This window comes from cf. Phormidesmis sp. LEGE 11477 (genome assembly GCF_015207105.1).
Lineage (GTDB): Bacteria > Cyanobacteriota > Cyanobacteriia > Phormidesmidales > Phormidesmidaceae > Phormidesmis.
Window position 1 is genome coordinate 82,946 of record NZ_JADEXO010000003.1, and the last position, 22,725, is coordinate 105,670.

The following is a 22,725-nucleotide window of genomic DNA, read 5'->3' on the forward strand; positions in this document are numbered from 1 at the left end:
AGCAGTAGCGCTACAGAGACGTCTTTAGTGGCTTCTCTATACTCTTCTATTCGACTGTCCGCTCAGGTTTGAAGTTGTTATCGATTTGTCTGCAGTTCAGGTGATCAAGTTCAGGTAATTAAGTTCAGGCAATTAAGTTTAGGCAATTAAGTTCAGGCAATTAACCCCAGCAGCCCTTTGTATTCTCCTAATCCATTCGCTATTTCTCATCGCTTTCTAGCAGCGACAAGTCCTAACGCTGATGGCCCAAGAGACGACCAAAAGCCTGCTGCCGAGGCCGCTGGTAGCTGGTGGTTTCTCTGCAGTGGCTCTTCTCTACTGCTCAACAAAGAGAGTTTTACGATTCCTTTGGCGGTTGATGCTGAGGCTATTGGAATAGCGCCGTTGCGAACTCAGTTTTTGGGATATTTAGATGGAGTGGCCTGTGTGGCGGCTGAGGTGAGTAGAGAAGCGTCAGTGCCAGCAGGATTAGACTGGTATCACTTGCGATCGCTCTATCAAAAGATGGATGAAGTTGGGTTTGCGATCGCGGCCCGCGCCGTCCAAATCATTGACTGGGACCGCACTCATCAATACTGCGGTCACTGTGCGACACCCACGACACAGCTACCGACAGAAAGAGCAAAGCGCTGCCCTAGCTGCGGTCTCAGACAGTATCCGAGACTTTCACCAGCGGTGATTATGCTGATCTATAAAGGTGAAGAAGTCTTGCTGGCTAGAGCGCCGCGCTTTCGCACAGGCATGTATAGCGTGCTAGCCGGGTTTGTCGAACCGGGCGAGTCTTTAGAAGAAACAGTCGCGCGTGAGGTCAGAGAAGAAGTCGGCATAGAAATTCAGAACATCCGCTACTTTGGTTCTCAGCCCTGGCCTTTTCCGAACTCGCTGATGGTGGGATTTGTTGCAGAATACGACAGTGGAACGCTCGTGCTCGAACCCGATGAAATCGAAGCGGCAGAATGGTTTACCAAAGAGAATCTACCGCCTGTTCCTGGAAAGTTAAGCATTGCTAGAAAGCTAATTGATTGGTTTGTCTCGCAGTAGCAGAACATGATAGCGATAGCGCTACGGCTACCTGTACGAAATCGCGTTCTAGACCTGCTTTCTACCAGATTTAGAGTTTATAGATATGTTGTTGCTGCACAGAGCAGAACTGTTACCTGTAGCCAAATCCGTTGAAAACAGTAGAAATACTACCTAATAACTGGGAAGTAAGAATTAAATAATTTGTTTCTTCTATTGCTTTTTCTAGCAGTCACCCTACTCTGCGAGAAAGCTACGCCAACGACTCCACTCGGGTTCAAGATCAGCCACTCAGTGCTGCCTGAGCGGGGTCAAAGGCGCAATTCAGTAATTCTTCTGATTGCTAGAGTGAAATCTGCCTACCTCAAACTCTCGCTGCTTTGCATGCTTGGTTTTGCGTCCAGTCACTCGCCTACGCCACATTTTGAAACTAGAGCGTTTCATATACCGCCGCATTACTGCGATCACGTCTTTCTCTTTTAGGCCAAACTGCTCTTTGATCACACCAAACGGGGTGCGATCTTCCCAGGCCATTTCGATCACACGATCAACTGTCGCCGAATCTAGTTCTTTGATGTCTGGGCTGCTGTAAGTTAATGCGTCGTCGGCTAGATCGTCAGAGCTTTCTTCATTTCCTTTCTGTCGCAGATCAAACTCTTCTACCTTGAATTCTTCCAAAGTGGGTGTCTTCTTTATCTTATCGGACGCTTCAATTTCCATAGCTACTTCGATGTTTCAGCAGAAAGGTATGACTGTGTGGCTAACAGTCTCATCTAGCTCAAGTCTCCGGGCCGAGCTGCTAAATAGGCATCGCCTTTGAGTTGCACGACCATCAGCTTTGCAGGCTGATCGCCTACACAGCCAGACGTATGTCCCTTTCGCCCTGCCGCATCTGCCTGTGTATTTTGATCGGCCCCAAACGAAATCTCTCCTGGCCCCATTTCTACGCGATCGCCATCCATGGTTTCTACATACCAAACGCCAGATATCGGTACGATCCATTGCGGTCTAGGATTTTCGTGCCATTCGCCTACCCAGGCTACTGGCAAAGTGGCAAACAGCACTTCAGCATCGTCACTCATCAATCGATTGTTCCACTGCGGCGCGGCGTTGCCGCCCATACTTTCTTGGGTGAAGTCTGTCAGTTCGCAGCGCGTTTGATGGCTGATGCCGTCATCATCTGTCCAGACGTGCCAGTAAGAAAGCGTGGGTTTAAGAGTAGATTTGGATGTGGATTGTTTGGAGGAAGTGCTCATGGTTTGACAGATAAACTGGCCACTGAAAATAGCAAAGGCTCGCTAGAAACCTAGTATAGAAACCCAGTGGTGAAGACTTAACTGAAGAGATGGAAAGAGAGATTACTTTGCTGCTTGCTTTTGACCAAACAATCCTTTGATGCCGTTGACTAAACCCATCAGACCCCGCTGGCTGCGATCGCGTGGTTTTGCAGCTGGTTCAATATCGTCTTCAGTTTCACCTTTGAGGCGATAGCCATACTCTAGATTGTCTCTACTCTTCTTTAGCACCGGAAAAGCGCGAAACGCACCCTGTAGCAGATCTTTTTCACTGTGATAGATGGCGCGGCTAATTTGGCTAGATCGACGAACAGCGATCGCACCAATCGGATACCACTGCTTTGAGCCAGCACCTCGCACATATACCTCATACTCTGGCAGGCCATCTGTCTTCATCTTGTCGTACTGCTTAGAAGCTTTCTCCCGCTGCTTCGTTCGCTCAGACTTAGGCTTTTTCGGTGTTTTCTTGCCAAATCCAACTGGCTCTGCCATAACTTTCACGGAGTGCGTCATTCATAAAAGTTTACATCGTTTTAAGGCAAACCTTGGCGAAAATACATCGCTCGGTATACGGGTAGTCCCTTTTCTTCACCGACTCGCTCTCGGTCAGTTTTAGCTGGAAAGGGGCTAGCATCTAGCCACTGGACGTTTTGATGCTGCGCTTTTTGATGCTGAGCGTTTTGATGGCTAGACGATCTGGCAAAAGCTGGATTCTCATCAAAGCGATCGCACATCTCCTGGCAGACTGTCTCAATATCTGACTGCAGCCACACTTTTCCACCTGCTGTCATTAGAGTCGCTAGCGTGCTAACGAGTTCTGGCTGTACAACTCGCCTTTTTTGGTGCCGCTTTTTGAACCACGGATCGGGGAACTGAATGCTGACGCACTGCAAAGCTGACGGATAGTTTTCCAAAAGTGGCTTTAGCGAATTATTGGCATTGCAAAAGACAAAATGTAGGTTGCGCTGGCGGTCTAGGTTGCGTCGAATCAACGCTCTTTCTACTAAAGGCGCTCTGATTTCTAGCCCCAGAAAATTCCAATCTGGCACTTTTTGGGCCATTTCCCTGACAAAATCGCCCTTAGCGCAGCCAATATCTAGATGCAGCGGCAGATGGGGGTTGGCAAAGATCTCGCTCCAGTCTGGCGCGATCGCAGGGATGGCGTATTTGTGGCTGAGCGGGTTGACATGCTGACGAACGCGGCGAATGGGGGGCATGGAGAGGCAAAGAGGCAAACAAAAGGGGCAAAGCTAAGGAAAAGAAAGAAGGGGAGCAGAAGCTTATTCCGCAGCGTCTTTTAGCTGGGCTTCTAATTTCTGGGCGTTGAGCAGGTAAGGGATACGGTCTCCGGCTTTTGGCCAGCTGCGCTTGATAAACTGCCAGAGAAACGGCGCGGCGATCGCGATCAAAATCAGCCCTGTCCACCAGCTTTCTTGCAGGCTCGTGACGGTCACTGGCTCAGCCGATTCGCTCCCGAGCCAGCTAGAGAGGCGATCGATGCCGACGGCTGCTAGGTTGTTGAGACTGTGGCAGCCAATTGGAATCCATAGGCTACGCGATCGCACATACAGCAGCCCCATCAGCAAGCCAAACAGCGTCAGCCCGACTGGATTATTGATATGCAGCACGCCAAAGAGCAAAGAAGACGCCATCAGACCGTTTCTTAGGCCCCACTTCGAAGCCCAGCGCTGTAGTAAGAATCCTCGAAAGATCAGCTCTTCGACTAGCGGTGCGTACACTAATAGCAAAAACAGCATCAGGATGTTGTATAGCTGCGGATATTGACTACTGAGGCCGCCGCCTAATAGATCGGACTCTAGTATCTGGGCGGCATAGCCAGGGAAACCCAGCGACAGCAAATAAAAGAAGACCGAAAAGCTGCCTAGCGAAAACAACAGCGCACTGGCGACGAGTCCCGCCGCGTAAAGCAACGAAAACTGTGGCATACCCTGTCCGAAAAGCGATCGCGCACTCAGTCCATGCTGACGGCTTTCTCGCCAGAACACCGCTAGCGGTACCAGCCAAATCGCAATCGACATGATCGGAATCGACAGCGGATCGTTTTGATCCCACGGCAACAGCTGAAACGCTTCTAGATAGCCATAGCCGACCCCAATGCCTAAGGCCCCCACCACGTACGCGCCCAGTACTAGATAGCGGCTTCTCAGCGCCAAAAATGGATTAGTCAATGATTCAAACCTGTAGAACCTATAGCAGTCTGCACTTAGCTGGCACCATCATCAAAGGCCATAGTCCTTAGCAGACAGCGCTAACTTCCAGACAAAGCTGAGCGCTTAACGCAAGTGCTCAGCTAACTTGCTTCATAGCGCGCTGTAGGCATAGCCCTGCCGCCAAAGATGCCGCCAAAGAGTCGCCAAAGAATTGTGCATTCAGCGGATTGCTACCGCTGTAGGGCATGCTTAGTTCAACCATTATAGAAACCTTTCGACCGCTGCTACCTGCTTTAGCCCGTGCGGTTTGGTCAGTGCAGACAAAAGTCGCCGCTGACCAAACTGCCACATCCTCATAAAAGGACTGACCAAAGTTGCTAAAGTAACTGAGTAGTCAGGTTTTGAGCGATTTTTGTGCCTCAAATCGATCCGCCAGACCCCAATTTAGAGCCATCCGAAGATTCCCTGGATAATCGTTCATCTCGTCGATTGCCCTGGTTCTGGCTGGGTGCCTTTACAGGTTCTGTTATCGGTACGATTGGGCTAGGTCTAGCAGTCTGGGGCTGGCTGTATATCCACGAAGATCTGTCCCCGCTAATTTCAAAGATTTTAACCAACTACCTAGACCGTCCAGTCGAGCTAGGCGAAGTTGAACAGGTAGGGTTTGGCAGCGTTCGCGTTGGCGCTTCTACAGTCGGCGAGTCGGCTTTAGATCCGACGACGCTAGAAGCTGAAAATGTCATTGTCCAATTTGATTTGCTCAAAACACTGTTTACTTTTGAGCTTGGCCTAGATCTGATTGTGGTCGATGCGGACGGCTACCTGGCTCAAGATTCAGAAAGAGGCTGGCTGAACTACGTGTTTCCTGAACAGGAAGAAGGCCCAGAAAATCGATTTAAGATCCGGCTAGACGAAGTTTATCTAGAGGAATCTCAGCTAACCTTAGTACCCTTGCCAGTACCGAATGAAGCGCCTGAGCCCATCTTGCTAAACAATGTAGAAGGGCAGCTGGCGCTCGATCAGGTCGTGGTCGCTGAAAAAGACAGTTTTGCGGTTCGATTTGAAGTAGAAGGCAATCCTGTTGAGGGCGGCACTATCGGGCTCAAGGGGGAAGTCCAGCCGATGGTTGCGCCGATAGTCGTTGACAGTGATGAGCTAGCTCTCGATCAAGACACCAGCGAACAGCCGATCCCAGACGGCCAAGCAGACAGCCAAGCAGACGGCCAAGCAGACGGCCAAGTAGAAGAACCAGCCCTGGCTTTTGCGACTAATTTGGCTGTGCGAGCAGAGGATGCGCCTCTTTCAGACATACTGAGCTTCACGCTCTCTACGCTAGATCTGCAAACCAACGATGTTAGGGCCAATGCCGGCGATGTCAGCGGTCTGCTCGATCTAGAATTTCGCCCAGAAGAAGACGTCGAGTACTCAGGCGCGATCAGCTTAGAAAACGGCGAGCTGGCGACCGAAATCTTGCCGCTGCCAGTAGAAAATATCAGCGGGCAAACTCAGTTCAAGAACAATCTGTGGACGATTGATCGGATCTCGGCTGACTATGGGCTGATTGATGCGATCGCCGAAGGACTAGTCGACTTTAACGAGGGCTATTACGATCTAGCAGCCAAGACCAAAGACGTGACGGTCGCAGAGTTTGTCAAAACGATCGATCTCGATCTGCCAGTGCCTGCTGCGGGTGTGTTCGAGGCGGTTGCCCGAGTCGATGGCCCCCTAGATAAACCAGTCTTTACAGGGCTAGCGACCGCGACAAGTGAGGTTGTAGTCGATGAGGTTGTCTTTGATACCGCATCAACAGGATTTCAGCTACAGGGTCAAGATCTAGAACTGGTCGATATCTTTGCAACGCCAAGCGTAGGCGGCTCGCTGCGAGGTATGGGTGAGGTGTTCTTGGGCGCAGGATCGCCGTTCTCCTTTCAGTTTGCGGGGCGCGATTTGCCAGCGAATGCGATCGCGTCTCTATACGGCGCAGAAACTAACTTTCAGATGGGGCGAGTGTCAACTGATACAACGGTGGTCGGCGGCGACGGCATTGTCGATACGACAGTGGAATGGAACGCACCAGAAGCCGAATACGCTGGCTCAGGCACGATTGACATTCGCGGCACAGACCTAGTTTTTCGCGATACGGTTTTTGCGGTAGGCGGCGGTACGCTTAGCGGCGGCGGCACGCTGGCAAACGGGTTTCTTGAAAGCGATGTGACCCTATCAGGCGTGCAGCTAGGCGCGTTTTCACCGGATTTGCGCGGGGATGTCAGCGGCCAGTTCACCTTGAGTGGTTCGACCAATAATCTGGCGTTAGATGCGATCGCCGCTCAAGGTAATATCGCCTTTTCTCAGGGGCTAGCTAGCTTTAGTCCTCAGTTCGATGGCTTTAGCGGGCCGCTCACCGCTCAGGTCGCCTGGAATGGTGAAAAAATTCAGGTCGTCGAAGCTAATTTAGATCGTGCCACCGCTAGCGGTACCCTAACGCCTAGCTTTGATAATGGCTTCAGCCTTGACCGCCTGGATATGAGGGTGATTGCTAGGGACTATGCGATCGCTGATCTTCCCTTCGAGCTGCCTTCTATCCTGGCAGTTACTGGCCGCACCGATTTCATCGGCACCATTACGGGCAGCCCAACCGATCCTACCGTCGACGGCAGCGTGAACATTGCTAACCTCGTTGTCAACAGCCTGCCGTTTGAATCCACGCTTACGGGCCAAGTTGCCTATGCCTCGGGTACTGGCGTTGCCCTAGATGTCGCCGGGGGCGGCGAGAGTATTCTAGTCAATACCGGGCCGCTGCTAAGCCAAGACAGTCTGCCTAGCTTTGACTTTGCCGTTGCCTGGAAAGGTGCAACCGCCAGCGGCCAAACCCAAGGCGATGTACTAACCCTAACCGCCCGAGACTTTCCGCTAGCAACCCTCAATTTCCCGACCGGTGGGGTGACTGAGATTGGTCAGCTACGTGGCACGCTGTCTACTAACCAGCTAGCCGTCAATCTAGTCAATCAGTCGCTAGAAGGCGATGTCAAAATTGATCGGCTGGGCCTAGGCTACCTTTCTGGCGGCCAGCTCATCGGACAAATTAGCTACGCAGATAGTCTAGCAACGCTATCTGGTGGCCAGGTCATCCTCAACAAAGGGGACAACAACCCAGAAAACAATACGACTTATCAGCTGGCCGGACAGCTAGATCTAAACGGAGCAGAGCCTATCTACAGTGCTACGCTCACCACTCAAAAAGGCAACATCAACAGTCTTTTGAGTGCGGCTTCGATCTATCGGCTAGAAGATTTTAATCGCGGTCTGACACCGCCCGACTGGCTGAGCGATCCCCTCTCTGAGAATGACTTGGATCGACTTCTAGAGACCGTCAGCATTAATAATTCTGTTACTGACCAACCGATTGAGCTAAACGATCGGCTCAATCGGCTAGCTGAAGTTCAAGAGCTACAGGCAGAGAGCGCGATCGCCGATGATACTAACCCAATACCGCCGCTGCGTGAACTAGAAGGGCCTTTTGCTGGCTCCTTTCAGCTAGAGGGCGTTGGCGGCGACTTCGATCTAGGGTTCGACATAGTCGGTGAAAATTGGCAATGGGGAGACGACTACAGCGCCGAAAACGTAGTTGCCGCTGGCAGCCTATCACCAAATCTTCTCGTGCTACAGCCTGTCCGATTTACCTCTGTCGTCTCTGAGCAGAATCTAGCCGACAATCCCGATATTCTTAGCCCAGGTGACGAAGCCATTATCAATCTGGTAGGGCAAATTGCCTTTGGCCAGGACACTGAGCTGACATCTGACCTGCAGGCCAATGCCAACAATATCGACGCGAGCATACTCGATAGCGTTTTTGAGCTGCCCTTTGATATTGAAGGGCTAGCCGATGCGACTGCAACGCTAGGCGGCAATCTGTCCAATCCTCAGCTTAGAGGGCGAGTAACCCTCTCGTCTGCGGAGATCAACGACACACCTTTGCAAACCGCTTCAGCCAATTTTGCCTACCGGAACGCCATTCTTAGCTTGCAGAGCGAATTAACTGCATCAACGCCAGAGCGGCCTCTGTTGCTTACAGGTCAGATTCCTTATGCGTTTGACTTTATGACCGTTGAGCCCGACAGCGATCGCCTAGATATTGACATCAATGTTGAAAATGAAGGCTTGGCGCTGCTGAATATCTTTAATGACCAGGTGGCGTACGAATCGGGTGAGGGCCAAGTGAGCTTGACGGTCGATGGCACATTAGACAAGCCAATTATTAGAGGATCTGCTTCGCTATCGGACGCAGTAGTTAGCGCTTCGATCTTGCCAGAACCTCTGACAAACGTAACGGGCGAGGCGGAATTTCTAGGCGAGCGCATCGTCGTCAACCGCCTGCAAGGTCAGTTTGAATCAGGGCAGGTGAGCGCCGCTGGCGTACTGCCGCTGCGAGCAAACGGGGGTGGGCTGAACGATCCTTTGCAGGGGTCAGTGCCCGCCGCTAGCACTAATCCACTAAGCGTGATTCTAGACGGCGTTGATATCTCGCTAAACGATATCTATGACGGTGGCGTAGACGGCCAGCTCGTCATTGGGGGCAGTATTGCTGGCGGAACAGAGATCGGCGGTCAGGTTTTTCTTTCTGATGGCCGTATCCAACTACCGGACGGTAATAATTCTGAAGTAGATTCAACGTCAGCCGCAGACCAAGCCGCAGACCAAACCGATACTGAAGATACCGAGTTCGAGCTGCCTACGCGACGGCTAACTCCGCGCACGCCGCGTACTGTCGAGCTAGCTAGCAACCGCACCGCGCCCGCTTTTCGCAATCTTCAGCTTATCCTGGGTGACTCTATCCAGATTACTCAGGGTACGCTATTGAACTTCGTTGCCGACGGCTCTCTATTGCTAGACGGTCCTCCTACCGCGCTCAGTCCACAGGGCACTATCAATCTCCGCTCTGGCCGCGTTAATCTGTTCACCACGCTGTTTCGACTCAATGGCGACGATAATACGGCGACTTTCACACCCGAGACCGGCTTACAAAACCCGACCCTAGATGTTTCGCTGCGAGCCGCTGTGTCTGAAGTCAACCGGGCGGCCCCGATTGCTAGTTCACCTTTTGCCCGTTCTGAAATTGTGGATGATACGAACTTGGGCTTTGAGAGTACAGGATCTTTGCGAACGATTCGAGTACGGGCAGATGTGGAAGGCCCAGCGAATGAAATTTTTGAGAATTTAGAGCTGAGCAGCACGCCACCGCGATCGCAAACCGAACTGCTAGGACTGATCGGCAGCGGCGTAGTTACCGCGCTAGAGTCAACCATCGGCTCGCTCTCGGGCGGGGGAGATAGCTTCAGCGGCTTGATTAACCTAGTAGGCAGTGCTTTGCTCGACAATGTGCAAGATTTTGTTGGCGGTGCGCTCAATCTCAGCGAGTTTCGGCTGTTTCCAGTCACCGCTGCTAGCCGTACCCTTTCAGAAGAAGATAACGATACTGGACTAGATCTTGCTGCTGAAATCGGTTTTGATGTGACAGACGATTTCTCGCTGAGCGTCTCTAAAATATTAACCGATAGCACTAATCCTGAGTTTGGCCTCAACTATCGCCTTAGCAACTCTTTTACAGTGCGTTCAAACACGAACCTCGATGATATCAACCAAGTTTTCTTGGAATATAGAATAAGGTTTTAGTATTTTTTGCTGCTTTCCTTTACTATCAATCTGGATAAAATTGGCCGAATCTATACTGAAGATGCCCCATCCAGTCTGTATCCGCTATTCATATCAGAAACGTCCTCTACTTATAAAGCAACCTGTGTTCAAACGATTTACCTTCTCATTACTTCTGTGTCTGAGCGCTTCGACCAGCATTTTAGGCGGCGTTTTAGGCGTTGCTAGATCGGTAAAAGCGCAAGCACTGCTGCCCTACACGCTACCTTTGGACGAAGAGCGTCTGCGCGCAGATGGAGAAGTGTTAGCGCAAGACGCTCTGCAGCTGGCTCAGTTTCAGCAGTTTGATGAAGCCCTTGCTAGAGCGCAGTTGGCTGCTCAGCTACTGCCAAACGAACCGACCATACTGGCGCTGCTGGGCAACCTATACCTGCGCTCTAGCGACCCAGATCCGAGAAAGGCAATCGATCATCTAGAGCGAGCAAAGGATCTAGAACCGACTGATCCTTTGATTTTGTTCAATCTGGGGACAGCTTACTTTAGCGAAGCCTATTACTGGCAGGCGGCTCGCTCAATAGAAGCTGGGCTGAAGCTATCGCCAGACAATCCTAGTGCGCTATTTGATCTTGGCAACGTGTACTACAAGCTCGACCGCTTTGATCAGGCGATCGCGCACTATGAAAAAGCCGTCAGCAGCGACGCGGCTATGTGGCCTGCCGTTAATAACATTGGCCTAGTGATGTATGAGCGTGGGGATATTGACGGGGCGATCGCCAAGTGGCAAGAAGCCCTTAGCCTAGTAGGAAATGAAGAGACCGAACCTCTGCTGGCGATCGCGGTTGCTAAATTCGCCCAAGGAATGCCTAGCTCAGCCGATACGGAAAGTGCGATCGCTGGCATAGAGCGCGACCCCCGCTACGCCGAAATTGAATTTCTTGAAGAAAACCTTTGGGGCGATCAGCTAATCACGGCTACCCAAGAATTCTTCAATACGCCCGATCTTCAGGCTTTGCTAGAACAGCTATAAATGAACTATGATACAAACGAACTATGACTAAATTTATGGCAATTTGCACTTAGTTTTCACTAATATGCTTTCATTAGTGTTAGAGACTATAAGCCTGATTAGACAAGGCTCTTAGCATCGTCCCCGGTAGGGAGATAGCATGCTATGCCTCTACTTTCCGGCAGGCATCATAGCGGCAATCTCGTTGACAAACTGCTGGTGGTCTACCACTGGTTTAGAGATATAGCCATCGGCTCCACTTTGGGTCAAGAAGGTCTCTCTATCCCCATCCATAGCATGGGCAGTCACCAAAATAACCGGTACTGCCGCAGTCTGTGGATCGCTCTTTAGTATCTGAGTAATCTCAATGCCATCTACTGGCTTGCCCTGATACATGCTATGAGAGAGCGAAACATCCATCAAAATGACATCGGCCTCTTTGTTTCGAGCAGTGTCAATAACTTCATCCACATTCTCAGTGTGTTTGACATTTAGCCCTCCCCGTTTTGTCAAAATCTTTGAGAAAACGCGGGCATTCACCATATCGTCTTCCACAATTAAAACGGTCTTCATAGCGCTATCTACCCTAATGACGATGTCCCACGAGACAACTTACAACCTGTAGGGTGCGCTGCTCTCTATCCAAACTATCAAAATAAGTTTGTATAGGATCATCATTTTCACAAACTGATATTCTGCAAAAGCAGATGTATTGTTTGAGAACTTACTTTTTGAGAACTTACTTTTTGAGAACTTATCTTTTAAGAACTTAAAGAGTACCTTGCTTGAGACTGTTCGGTTTTCGACCAGTTTCTCTACTCATAGGCAATCGGATTGACTTTATGCCTATAACTTCCAAGAAGTTCGGCCTGAAGTGTTGCGATTTTTCAACACTTCCGTGTAACGTACAGCATTGTTACACCTACTTTTTGATTAGTTCTTTTTGATTAGTTCGTCGCTTTGGCCGCTTTGCGTCAAATCTGTCTGGCTAGCTCTTTGGCTAGTTCTCTGGCTAGTTCTTTGGCTAATGTCTCCTTGGACTTTCACGTTGCGATCGCTATTCTCGCCCCGCAAAGTCTTTATTCGGCAAAGCTTTATCTGGTCGCTTTACTTGGCACAGTGTCGAGCAGTCGCTACTGGCGATTACCCTCATCCACCTAATGCTTGCTTAAGCATCTATTCATTCACAGGCTCCGTTCATGGCTAAACAGCTAAAATTTTCTGAAGAGCAGATCGTACCGATTTCCTTGCATACCGAGGTACAGCGATCGTATTTGGAATACGCCATGAGTGTGATCGTCGGACGGGCGCTGCCTGACGTTCGCGATGGCCTCAAGCCTGTGCATCGACGCATTATGTACGCTATGCACGAGCTAGGCTTAGTCCCCGATCGACCTTTTCGCAAGTGCGCTAGGGTCGTAGGCGATGTGCTAGGTAAGTATCATCCGCATGGCGATCAGGCCGTGTATGATGCGCTGGTGCGGATGGTTCAAGATTTCTCTAGCCGCTATCCGCTGCTAGCGGGGCATGGCAACTTTGGTTCGGTCGATAATGATCCACCAGCGGCGATGCGTTATACCGAAACTCGCTTGGCTGAGATTGGTCATGTGGCCTTGCTCGGTGAAGTCAGCGAAGCAACCGTCGATTTTATTGATAACTTTGACAGCTCTCAGCAGGAGCCGATTGTTCTACCGGCTCAGCTGCCTAATCTGATTTTGAATGGCAGCTCGGGTATTGCGGTGGGCATGGCGACCAACATTCCACCGCATAACTTGGCTGAGGTGATCGATGGTTTGATTGCGTTGATCGATCGGCCTAATCTATCGAATGATTCGCTCTTTAAGCTGATTCCAGGGCCGGATTTTCCAACGGGCGCAGAAATTATTGACACCAAAGGGATTCACGATGCCTATCGAACCGGGCGCGGCAGCATCCCGATCAGAGGTATTGCCAACTTTGAAGAGATTCGACCCGGAAAAGGAAAGCGATCGCGCCAGGCTATCATCGTCACCGAGCTACCCTACCAGGTCAACAAAGCGAGCTGGATCACCAAGATTGCTAGCCTGGTCAACCAGGGGCGTATTGAGGGCATCTCTGATATTCGCGACGAAAGCGATCGCGAGGGCATGCGAGTAGTGATTGAGCTCAAGCGAGAAGCTCAGCCGCAGCTAATCTTGAACGATCTCTACAAGATGACGGCCCTGCAGACCAATTTCGGGGCGCTGATGCTAGCGATCGAAGACGGCCAGCCCCGGCAGCTTTCACTCAGAGAAATTTTAGAAGCGTTTCTCAACTTCCGAGAAGACACGCTGATTCGCCAGTACAGCCACGAGCTAGAGCAAAAGCGCAATCGTTTTCACATTGTCGAAGGCTTACTGATTGCGCTAGATAGCCTAGACGATATCATCGACATTTTGCGTAACGCGCCAGATGGCACAACGGCCAAAATAGAGATGGTCGAGGCGTTTGACCTGAGCGATCGTCAGGCCGATAGCATCCTATCGATGCCGCTACGACGCCTGACCGGGCTAGAGCAGCAAAAGCTACGCGATGAAAGCGATGAACTCGACGAGCGCATCAATCAGCTAGAGACGCTAGTGAGCGATCGCAATGTGCTGATGAAGTCGCTCAAAAAAGAGCTACGTGCGCTTAAAAAGAAATTTGGCGATCAGCGCCGCACTCGCATTCAAACCGAAGCTGAGCGAGCCAAAGAAGAACAAATACTCGCCGAAATTGCCGCTGAAGAAAGCGAAGAAGAATTTGTCCTAGAATTCACCCGCAAAGGCTATGTCCGCCGCTCTTCTCCCAAGACACATGCTCGGCGCAAAGACGACTCTAGCGTGCCTAACAAGGTATTAGAAGAGTTTGATGATGTGACGGTTCAAACCGAAACTACCAACCCAACCGAGGAAGTTCTCGTCTTTACCCAAGAGGGTAAAGCCTTCACGCTTGGCGTCGGCGATATTCCCATTACCCAACGACAAAGCAAAGGCGTGCCGCTAATCAGCCTATTGCCCAACGCCGTTGGTAGCACGCCTGACAACATCGTCGCCCAGATTATCCTCAGTAAGGATAGGTTGGCTCAGCAGCTGATCTTAGTAACCGCCAAAGGCCGAGTCAAACGTCTGCCCGCTAGCGAAATGTCGAATCTAACCGGGCGCGGACTGACCGCTGTCAAGCTCAAAGGCGACGATCTCTTGAAGCATGCCTTCATTACCGCTATGGGCAGCGATCTGGTTCTAGCCTCTTCTGGTGGCAGACTGCTGCGGTTTAGAATCGACGAAGATCAGCTACCAGAGATGAGCCGCACTGCTCAAGGACCACAGGGTATCCGACTGCCCAAGAGTGAGCGGCTAGTCGGCTGCATCCCGGTCAGTCCAAAAGACACGCTGATTCTAGTCTCTAGCAAAGGCTACGGAAAACGGATTCTGGTCAGCACCTTCAAGACTTCCAATCGCGGCGGTATCGGCTCTCAATCTTTCAAGTTCAACCTCAAGAGCGATGTCCTAGCCTCTCTCAATATCGCCGTACCCGCCGCGAACCTAACGGTACTGACCGATGAAGGCCGCGCGACCAAAATCACAATAGAGAAGGTGCCGCTGCAGGGGCGCTCTCAACCCTGCGCTCGGCTAGTGACGCCAGGACGCTCTGAAACCATCATCGAGGCGCTGGTTACCGATATCCCTGACGAGGATGACGAATGATGAATGATGAAGTAAAGATGCGTTGCTATTCGCTCGCTTGATATTATCAGTTTGCCTTCAGCCTCTCATTTCCATTCACTGTTCATCATTCATCACGTTACTCCTTGGCTTCTGTTCTGCTCAAAAACATCACCAAAATCTTTCCGCCGCAGGCCGCTTCCACTCAGGCCGACGCGCCTGCTAAAGCGGTCGATCGTCCGGTTCTAGAAGATATTAACTTGACGATCGCCGACGGTGAATTTATGGTGCTAGTCGGCCCGTCAGGCTGTGGCAAAAGTACGCTGCTGCGGCTGATTTCTGGGCTAGAAACGTTGACTAGTGGAGAAATTTGGGTGGGCGATCACAACGTTGACGCGCTCCCCCCAAAACAAAGAGACATCGCCATGGTGTTTCAAAGCTACGCCCTCTATCCCCACCTGAGCGTTTACGACAATCTCGCCTTTGGACTGAGACGCGCTCGCTCCAAGACCACTACCCAGCGGCCTAGCCTACTTTCTAGTATCCTAGTCGGTCTTACTCGCAACCTGCCCCCAGCCCTGCGCTATCAGTCTGCGGCTGAACAACAAATCGCGACTAGAGTCCATAGCGTTGCCAAAATGCTACAGATTGAAGCGCTGCTGACTCGCCTACCAAAACAGCTTTCTGGCGGGCAAAAGCAAAGAGTTGCCCTCGGTAGAGCCATGGCCCGCGATCCGCAGGCTTTTTTGATGGATGAGCCACTCTCTAACCTAGATGCCAAGCTGCGAACCGAAACCAGAGCGCAGATCGTCAATCTGCAAAGAGAGCTCGGCACCACCACGATATACGTGACCCACGATCAGACTGAAGCCATGACAATGGGCGATCGCATCGCCGTGATGAACGCAGGCAAAATTCAGCAGGTCGATCCACCGCTAGCGCTATATCGTCGGCCAGCCAATCGCTTTGTCGCCGCCTTCATTGGTTCGCCACCGATGAACTTCCTGCCAGTGACTGTCAAAGCCGGTCAGCTTGTTCACCCTAGCTTCGCGATCGCCGTCCCTAGCAACTGGCCGCTAGACACCTACAACAATCAGCAAATTACGCTAGGCATTCGCCCAGAGCATATTGCAGTCGGTCAGACTCCCGGCGCATTTTCAGCAACCGTCACTCAGTTTGAAGCTTTGGGCAGTGAGACCTTCGCAGTGGTGACGCTAGCTCAGAGTGCGGATAGTCGTGATCCAGACAGCGCCGCTGGTCAGTCGCTCCAGGTGAGGATATCTGCCGATCAGCCGATCGAGCGCGGTAGCGTGCTACAGCTCAGCTTTCCGACTGAAAAAATTCATCTATTTGACGATAGTTCAGGCGCGGCTATCTTCTCAGAAGCGACACTAGCATGAGGCGCTAGCCGTTTCTCAGTTGATGAGCATGAAATACTGTTGAGTGGCATTCAGACTGTTAACGAGATTGATGAGAGAATATGCTACAGACTCTTTGGGCCACAATTCGCCAGGGCAAAATTGAACTTCTAGAGTCAACAAAGATTTCCGAAGGAACGAGAGTGTTAGTCACGCTGCTTCCCGACGATGAAGCTGGGTTTTGGCTAACAGGCCAAGTGTCGCTAAATGCCGTGTGGGATAATGCTGAGGATGATGTGTATGCCCAGCTACTCTAAGCATGACATTGTGCTGGTTCGATATCCATTTTCGGATCTGTCAAATTCCAAAGTCAGACCTGCGGTTGTGGTGAGTTCTCTAAGAATATTCTGGCTAAGGCTTGCTTTCGATCGTCGTATTTTTCATCATTTGTCGTGCAAAGGGTCGTTTGCAGGCAGTAAGTCACATACGTCTACAAACTCTGCTGTAGTAATGATAAATAACCTAATTGCGCTTGCTTTAAGTATCACCATCATCGGATTAGTGATGGGTATTGTTTACCAAACTGTGAGCAGAGCTGCTGATCAACGCCAGTATCCTCCTTCAGGTCAACTAATTGATATTGGCGGCTTTCGTCTGCACTTCAACTGTGCAGGGCAGGGGACACCAACAGTCGTTATGGATGCGGGTGGCGGTGCTCCGTCAATTTCTTGGGGCTTAGTACCATCTGAAATTGCTAAGTTCACCCGTGTCTGTACTTACGATAGAGCGGGTTTTGGTTGGAGCGAACCCAATCTCAAGGCACCTCGCAGCAGCCAACAGAGCGTTGACGAATTACATAAGCTTTTGACTAAAGCTAAAATCGAGCCTCCTTACATCTTGGTTGGTCACTCGTTAGGAGGCGCTAATATGCGGCTATATGCCAGTCAGCATCCAGAAGACGTGGTTGGGCTAGTGCTAGTTGATTCTGTCCATGAAGATCAGGTAACGTCTGAACAATGGAAGCATATTGGAAGGGAGCTTTGGTTTTATCAAGCGCTACGTATCGCTAGTCGAATTGGGTTGGTGCGATTAATTGGAGAGACCAATTTGTTGCCGATCCTTGAGGACCTCAAGAAAGACCTTCAAAAGTATCCGCTGGTAGTGCAAGCCCTATTCGATACTTTTAAGTCCCACTGCTATTGTCCTCACTATTGGGCAACTTTATCAAGTGAGCGGGCTAACATCAGAAAGAGTTTTGAACAATTGAGAGAAGTTACATCACTAGATGACTTACCCTTAATTATTTTGAGCCAGGGCTCTAAAGCTCCAGAAGTGAGTGACGAGAGAGTCCAGAGGTGGGCAAAACTTCAAGAAGACTTGACTAGAATATCGCTGGATAGCAAACGTATTGTTGCAGAAAAGAGCGGGCATCTTATTCCACTCGACCAGCCTGAGCTAGTTGTCGATGTGGTCAAACAGTTAGTTGAAAAGGTTTAACTGAACGAGTCTCTGTGCATAAATAAAATTAATAACAGATGTCTCACCAAGTCTTAAACGTTCTGAGAAGACCTTTCTGAGACATGGAATGAGACATATTTCCCTTCTGTTCCAAAAGGTATGAATGTCGAGAAGTTCAGATGGACTCAAGGAGTTTACGAACAGTATCCAAGGCTATTCTGAAATTAGAATGTGAGAGCCGTCGTTGTCTTTGTATACGTCTATGCGGGTCTGAAAGGCTTCGCGAAAGTGGGGCATGTGGGTGATGGTGAGAATACAGGCAAAGTCGGGTGCGATCGCCTCTATCGCTGCAATCAGCCGCTCGCATCCGGCGCTATCTTGGGTACCAAAGCCTTCATCGACAATCAGCATCTGCAAGGCTGTACCCGATCGCAGTGCCAGTAATCTGGCGATCGCCAGTCGAATCGCAAAATTCACTCTAAACGCCTCGCCACCCGAGTAAGTTTCGTAGGGCCGCGTTCCTTTGGCATCGGCGATTAGAATATCTAGCGTGTCAATCAGTTTCTTTTTGTTTCGCCCGGTTCGCTGTGTCACAAACCTAACGTGTAGCTGATAGTGACTCAATCTGCCTAAGATTTGATTTGTGGTTGCTTCTAGCTGAGGCAGCAGATTTTCAATCATCAGCGCCTGAATGCCGTTACGACCAAAGGCGTCTGATAGTGATTTATAGACCAGGTAACTGTGCTGAAGATCGGCTAGTTTCTTCTGTTGTTCCTGGTGTTGAACTTGAACAATGTCTAGCTGAGAAAGCTGCTGCTGCAGACGGCCTAGCGTAGAAAGCTGCCGATCGCGGCTTTCGCGGTAGCGATCTAACCACAGTTGCAGCGCCTCAATATCGGAGGTGACATCTGGCAGCCTAGAGAGCTGCTGAGTAAAAGCAGTCACTTTCTTTGTAATTTTCTCTAGCTCTGCGCTTTGAGCTTTGTAGTCCGCGCTCAACTGGCTAACTTTGCTAGCCACTTCACTCTGCTGAGTCTGTGCCTGCTGTAGCTGCTGATAGTGCTTTTCCCACTGCTTGGACTGCTTCAGTTTGTCTCTGATCTGGTTGTGTTCAGTTAGGCTATAGCGGGTTACCGTTAGCTGATGGTCTAGTTCTGCTAGCGCTTTCGCATTTGGATGATGGCGTGCTGCTTTTACGGCAGCTTGGATGGACTGACTCTCGGTTTCTAGCTGCGATCGCTGCGATTGAATTTGCCTTAACCGCCGCTCGGCCTGCTTGATCTCACTGTACTTGAGTTCACTCCAGCGAAGCCTTTCGACCTGCGATCGCACCAAGGCGTGATCGCGATCGTCGTAGCTAATCTCAGCTAGCTGCTTCTCAATTTGTTGAAGTTCGCCCTGAACTTCTGCCGCATAGTCGTTTTCTTGTAGACACCGCTCTAGCTGCAGCCGCTCTGTGCCCATCGCTTCTAGCTGGCCCTGCCAAGTGTCGACAGAAGCAAGTTTCTCCTTTAGCTGCCCCTTTTCTTCTAAGAAAGAAGAATAGCTAGCTAGTTCTGCTTCTAATACGCGATATTCCTGGCGCAGTACCTGAATCTCACTTTCTGAAACGGCTAGCTGTTCACGAGTAGCCCAGATCTGATTTTGAACATCTTCCCTTTGCTCTTGGAGGCGATCGCGCAGCTTTTGCCAGGTTCCACCATTTAATGTTTGAGCGCACAGTGGACAGTGAGCTGTATCTGGATCTTCTAGCAGTGCTAGCATCTGATCAAACTTGTTTAGCTCTACCTCGCAGTTACGCTGACTCTCGCGCAGCCTAGCCATAAAGCTGCGTCGCTCTACTCCTTTTTCCCTAACCGCCTCCTGATAGGCTTTTCTCTGTTCTAAATACGCTAGTCGATGAGAAATTTCTGTCGCGCTTTCTGCTAATTGAGGGGCCCGTGCTTGCTGGGTCACAATTTGCGCTTGGCGGCTATCCAATTCTTCTATGCGAGTTGCCAAACGTGTTTTGGCCTGGGCAATCTGACCTTGAAGCTGTTGGCATCGCTGCCGCAGCGGCGCGCTTCTTGCCTGGGTAGCATCAAACTGCCTGAGCTGCTTTTTGGCAGCTTTCAGTGTTTCTAGCCGATGCGATATGTCGGCTTTTTTCTCTAGCGTCTTTCCGAGTGACTTTTCCTGCTGGGTCAGTTCGTGTAGCTGAGCCTCTAGCTGAGCTAATCGAATTTGCCGTGTTTGTTGCTGCTGGTTATGCTGCTGCTGATAGCGCAACCGCTCGGACTGAATGCGTTGATAGCGCTGAAACTGCTCGGACTGTTCTTCTTCTTGCTGGCGTAGCGCTTCTAGATGTGTGTACTGCTGTCGAGTCTCAGTCGCATTTTTCAGCACCTGCTCAATATTAGATAGCTGAGCGCGGGCCTGTTCTAAAGAGCTGCTCGTCCTACCTAAGATACTCTGTTGATAGCGCTGTTCTTGTTCTAACAGCGCTATCTGTTGCCGATGGTGCCGCTTCTTCTCTTGCTGCTTTACCAGCTTGTTTAGCCTGCACTTCTGTTGCTTTTGCTCCACTTTGGCTGCTTCAGCCTCGGCCTGTAGCCGCTCGTAGTCTTGCCTAGTTGCAAGGCGAGTGTCTAGCTGGGCCGATAGCTGAGCCAAAAAAAGCGCTATTGGTTGAATCTGTGCCTTATAGTCTTTTGCCTGCGCTTTTGCCTGTTCGGCGAGCCGATCGTAATGATCTAAACCTAACAGATCGGCTAATACCTGCTTTCTTTCAGCCGGGCGCTTCAGCATAAACTCATCAGCTCGGCCCTGGCGCAGATAGGCGGCGTTGACAAAGGTCTCGTAGTCAATTTTGAGCTGCTGAGAAATGTATTGCTGAGTGGTGCGTACGCCTTTTTGAGTCAGGCTCCTAAAGCCGGTGGCGGTCTCTATTTGAAATTCTAGGCTGCTGTTTTGCTGACGACGGCGAGTGCGAATAATCCGATAGCTCTGTCCGCCTTGCTCAAAGTAAAAGCTGACTTGAGCTTCTAGGCTGCCCTGACGGATGATATCGTCTTCGGCGCTGACTCGGCTCTGACCCCAAATGCACCAGGCGATTGCCTCTAGCAAAGAAGATTTTCCAGCCCCATTCGGCCCGCATACACAGGCCACGTGCAGCCCAGAAAAATCTAGCACTACCTCCTGGTAGCTCAAAAAGTTTTGCAGCCTTAGCCGTTTTGGAACCATCGTCTTGGAACCATGGTGTTAGAACCACGAAGTGCGATCGCACAGAACAAGGTTCCTATCATACCAATACAAACGATCTGTCGTACATCTGCACTTGTTTGATCGAGTATTTAAATAAGTGCGATCGCGATCGATCCGGCTAGCTTATGAGCGAGGCTGCGGCTAGATCAAGACAGTCGGCTGGGCTGCTGGCTACTTTGGCCGTGGATGCTGACCATGAACGGCACGCAGTAGGTCAATAGTGCTGCAAACCAGCGGCTGGGGCTCATTTCGTCTTGCAGTACCGCCTGGCCATGATTGATAGTGAATAGCACTGTCCCGACGAATAGCGCCACTCGGATAGCCACAGTGCGGCATCGCTGCTGAGCTAGCGTGAGCTGAATACGTTTGACAGTTTTCTTCGGCCTGACCATGTCTTCTAGGAAATTGATATGCATCGCTAACAAAAAAGACAGAGCCTAAGACTCCGCCTTTTAAGAATTGTATCAAATTGTATCGCTTTCGATATTTGTATCAGTACTTGCTAGATAAGTACCGCTACTAGGCCAGTAAAGCAGTCTGTGGCTTACTCATCGTCATCTTCGTCATCGTCAGAAGGATATTCGAAGCTATTCGAGCGATCGGTTAATACAGACTTACCTAGAGAAAGCGCTCGCTGGGCTTGGATAGCTGCTTTGCGATTCCAGGTAGCTCTGCGACTGTTCCGCTTTGATTTGGACGTTTTCTTCTTTGGAACCGCCATGAGCGTAAATATTTTAGAACTGAACAACTCTGCTAGTGTAGTGCATTTTCGCATTCAGTTCAAAGGTTGAATTAGAAGTGCTGAAAGCCTTTATGAGTAAGCAACATTCCCTCTTTTTGAGTGTCTGATGTGGGGTAGAGGGTGACGATGCCGGTGTGTGTTGTCGTGCCAATAGTAGTGCCGAATGGAGTTTGGGTGAATGCTTCTGCTAGCGGCGGCGGCATGCATAGCACTAGCTCAAAGTCTTCGCCGCCATAGAGCGCCCAGTCGAAAGCGGTGTCAGGGCCGACGGTGTTATTGAGCCCAGGAGGTAGGGGAATTTGCGATCGCACAATATCCATGCCGACGCTGCTGCTGCTGCTCAACTGCAATAGCGCATTCGCCAAGCCGTCGCTGCTGTCCATACCTGCAATGGTCGAATAGACATCTGCTGCTGGCTGTGTCGTTTGACCTTTATCAAGTTGATCTTGAATAAGCTGACGCAGCGCGGCGATCGCATCAAATCGAGGCACTGGTTTTTGGTGCGCTAAGACCCAGCTGTCTGCGTCGGCTGCATTCACTTTACCTTTGATGTCTGTCAGCTCATCCAACAGCACGGCCAGCCCAGCTCTAGAAGCGCCGTGTGCGCCTGTTACAACAACGCTCATGCCCGGTGTCGCCGTATTTCGGCAGATTATTTGCGTTGGCTGAACTTCTCCTAGTGCCGTCACCGATACCGTCTGGTTGCTAGCGCGGCAGAGATCGCCGCCCACGATCGCGCCGCCATATTTGCCCAGGCAGTCCGACATCCCCTGATAGAGTTCTTCTACCCAGCGTAGTGGTGTATCACCGGGCAGCCCCAATCCCACTGTCACCGCCAAAGGGACTGCGCCCATCGCCGCTAGATCAGAGAGATTGACTGCCACCGCGCGCCATCCTACTGAATAAGGCGGCATGGTGCGATCACTGAAGTGAACGCCTTCAACCAACACATCGGTCGTAGCGACCAGCCTATGATTTGGCCTAGTCTCTAGAATCGCGGCATCGTCGCCGATGGCATCAGTCTGGCAATAGGGCTTTAACCGCTCAATTAGCGCTAATTCACCAATGTCTGCAATCCTTCTAATGCCATCATCAAAGCCATCCACAGGTGCTCGATCTCT

Annotated in this window: 18 protein-coding genes; 7 read left to right on the forward strand and 11 right to left on the reverse strand. The window is 50.7% G+C overall.

Annotated features, from left to right (window positions below):
* Positions 1 to 177 precede the first annotated feature (177 nt).
* The gene (nudC, locus tag IQ256_RS01780; protein WP_193853677.1) at positions 178 to 1,041 is read left to right on the forward strand and encodes an NAD(+) diphosphatase; all 864 of its coding nucleotides are present in this window, start codon (positions 178 to 180) and stop codon (positions 1,039 to 1,041) included.
* 303 nt (positions 1,042 to 1,344) lie between these two features.
* Here nudC and IQ256_RS01785 read toward each other — a convergent pair whose 3' ends face one another.
* From IQ256_RS01785 to IQ256_RS01810, 6 genes are all read right to left on the reverse strand, one after another.
* The gene (locus IQ256_RS01785; RefSeq protein WP_193853679.1) at positions 1,345 to 1,740 is read right to left on the reverse strand and encodes a TIGR03643 family protein; all 396 of its coding nucleotides are present in this window, start codon (positions 1,738 to 1,740) and stop codon (positions 1,345 to 1,347) included.
* Between the two features lie 53 nt (positions 1,741 to 1,793).
* Positions 1,794 to 2,276 (reverse strand): cupin domain-containing protein, encoded by a 483-nt coding sequence (locus IQ256_RS01790; RefSeq protein WP_193853681.1) that lies wholly within the window; start codon positions 2,274 to 2,276, stop codon positions 1,794 to 1,796.
* Positions 2,277 to 2,378: 102 nt separating this feature from the next.
* Positions 2,379 to 2,807 (reverse strand): HHL1-like protein, encoded by a 429-nt coding sequence (locus IQ256_RS01795; protein WP_193853683.1) that lies wholly within the window; start codon positions 2,805 to 2,807, stop codon positions 2,379 to 2,381.
* Between the two features lie 41 nt (positions 2,808 to 2,848).
* Positions 2,849 to 3,532 (reverse strand): tRNA (guanosine(46)-N7)-methyltransferase TrmB, encoded by a 684-nt coding sequence (gene trmB, locus IQ256_RS01800; RefSeq protein ID WP_193853685.1) that lies wholly within the window; start codon positions 3,530 to 3,532, stop codon positions 2,849 to 2,851.
* Between the two features lie 63 nt (positions 3,533 to 3,595).
* Positions 3,596 to 4,504, reverse strand: coding sequence for a CPBP family intramembrane glutamic endopeptidase (locus IQ256_RS01805; RefSeq protein WP_193853686.1), 909 nt, complete (start codon positions 4,502 to 4,504; stop codon positions 3,596 to 3,598).
* Between the two features lie 118 nt (positions 4,505 to 4,622).
* On the reverse strand, positions 4,623 to 4,835 hold the full coding sequence (locus IQ256_RS01810; RefSeq protein ID WP_193853688.1) for a hypothetical protein: 213 nt from the start codon (positions 4,833 to 4,835) through the stop codon (positions 4,623 to 4,625).
* A gap of 65 nt (positions 4,836 to 4,900) precedes the next feature.
* On the opposite strand from IQ256_RS01810, the gene IQ256_RS30260 reads away from it, so the two are divergent.
* The gene (locus tag IQ256_RS30260) at positions 4,901 to 10,156 is read left to right on the forward strand and encodes a translocation/assembly module TamB domain-containing protein (RefSeq protein WP_193853690.1); all 5,256 of its coding nucleotides are present in this window, start codon (positions 4,901 to 4,903) and stop codon (positions 10,154 to 10,156) included.
* A gap of 124 nt (positions 10,157 to 10,280) precedes the next feature.
* Positions 10,281 to 11,162, forward strand: coding sequence for a tetratricopeptide repeat protein (locus IQ256_RS01820; RefSeq protein ID WP_193853692.1), 882 nt, complete (start codon positions 10,281 to 10,283; stop codon positions 11,160 to 11,162).
* 150 nt (positions 11,163 to 11,312) lie between these two features.
* Here the strand turns inward: IQ256_RS01820 and IQ256_RS01825 are convergent, their stop codons facing one another.
* Positions 11,313 to 11,714 carry a response regulator gene (locus IQ256_RS01825; protein WP_193853694.1) on the reverse strand — a complete coding sequence of 134 codons (402 nt, stop codon included), beginning with the start codon at positions 11,712 to 11,714 and terminating at the stop codon, positions 11,313 to 11,315.
* A 626-nt stretch (positions 11,715 to 12,340) separates the two neighbouring features.
* Between IQ256_RS01825 and gyrA the strand changes: the two genes are divergently transcribed.
* The 4 genes from gyrA (at position 12,341) to IQ256_RS01850 (ending at position 17,658) form a co-directional block, all read left to right on the forward strand.
* Positions 12,341 to 14,845: a DNA gyrase subunit A gene (gyrA, locus tag IQ256_RS01835; RefSeq protein ID WP_193853698.1), complete on the forward strand. Its 2,505-nt coding sequence runs from the start codon at positions 12,341 to 12,343 to the stop codon at positions 14,843 to 14,845.
* A 104-nt stretch (positions 14,846 to 14,949) separates the two neighbouring features.
* Complete coding sequence (locus IQ256_RS01840) at positions 14,950 to 16,203, forward strand: ABC transporter ATP-binding protein (protein ID WP_193853700.1); 1,254 nt, start codon at positions 14,950 to 14,952, stop codon at positions 16,201 to 16,203.
* Positions 16,204 to 16,283: 80 nt separating this feature from the next.
* Complete coding sequence (locus tag IQ256_RS01845; protein ID WP_193853702.1) at positions 16,284 to 16,478, forward strand: hypothetical protein; 195 nt, start codon at positions 16,284 to 16,286, stop codon at positions 16,476 to 16,478.
* A gap of 10 nt (positions 16,479 to 16,488) precedes the next feature.
* On the forward strand, positions 16,489 to 17,658 hold the full coding sequence (locus IQ256_RS01850) for an alpha/beta fold hydrolase (protein ID WP_370623325.1): 1,170 nt from the start codon (positions 16,489 to 16,491) through the stop codon (positions 17,656 to 17,658).
* Between the two features lie 174 nt (positions 17,659 to 17,832).
* Here IQ256_RS01850 and IQ256_RS01855 read toward each other — a convergent pair whose 3' ends face one another.
* The 4 genes from IQ256_RS01855 to thiL all read right to left on the reverse strand — a co-directional run bounded on the left by IQ256_RS01855 (position 17,833) and on the right by thiL (position 22,710).
* Positions 17,833 to 20,841: an AAA family ATPase gene (locus tag IQ256_RS01855; protein ID WP_193853704.1), complete on the reverse strand. Its 3,009-nt coding sequence runs from the start codon at positions 20,839 to 20,841 to the stop codon at positions 17,833 to 17,835.
* Between the two features lie 167 nt (positions 20,842 to 21,008).
* A complete protein-coding gene (gene nrtS / locus IQ256_RS01860) occupies positions 21,009 to 21,278 on the reverse strand; it encodes a nitrate/nitrite transporter NrtS (protein WP_228024476.1) in 270 nt (89 codons plus the stop codon).
* A 128-nt stretch (positions 21,279 to 21,406) separates the two neighbouring features.
* Entirely contained in the window at positions 21,407 to 21,583 is a 177-nt protein-coding gene (gene rpmF, locus IQ256_RS01865) for a 50S ribosomal protein L32 (protein ID WP_193853706.1), read from the reverse strand.
* A gap of 71 nt (positions 21,584 to 21,654) precedes the next feature.
* The gene (gene thiL, locus IQ256_RS01870) at positions 21,655 to 22,710 is read right to left on the reverse strand and encodes a thiamine-phosphate kinase (protein ID WP_193853755.1); all 1,056 of its coding nucleotides are present in this window, start codon (positions 22,708 to 22,710) and stop codon (positions 21,655 to 21,657) included.
* Positions 22,711 to 22,725 lie beyond the last annotated feature (15 nt).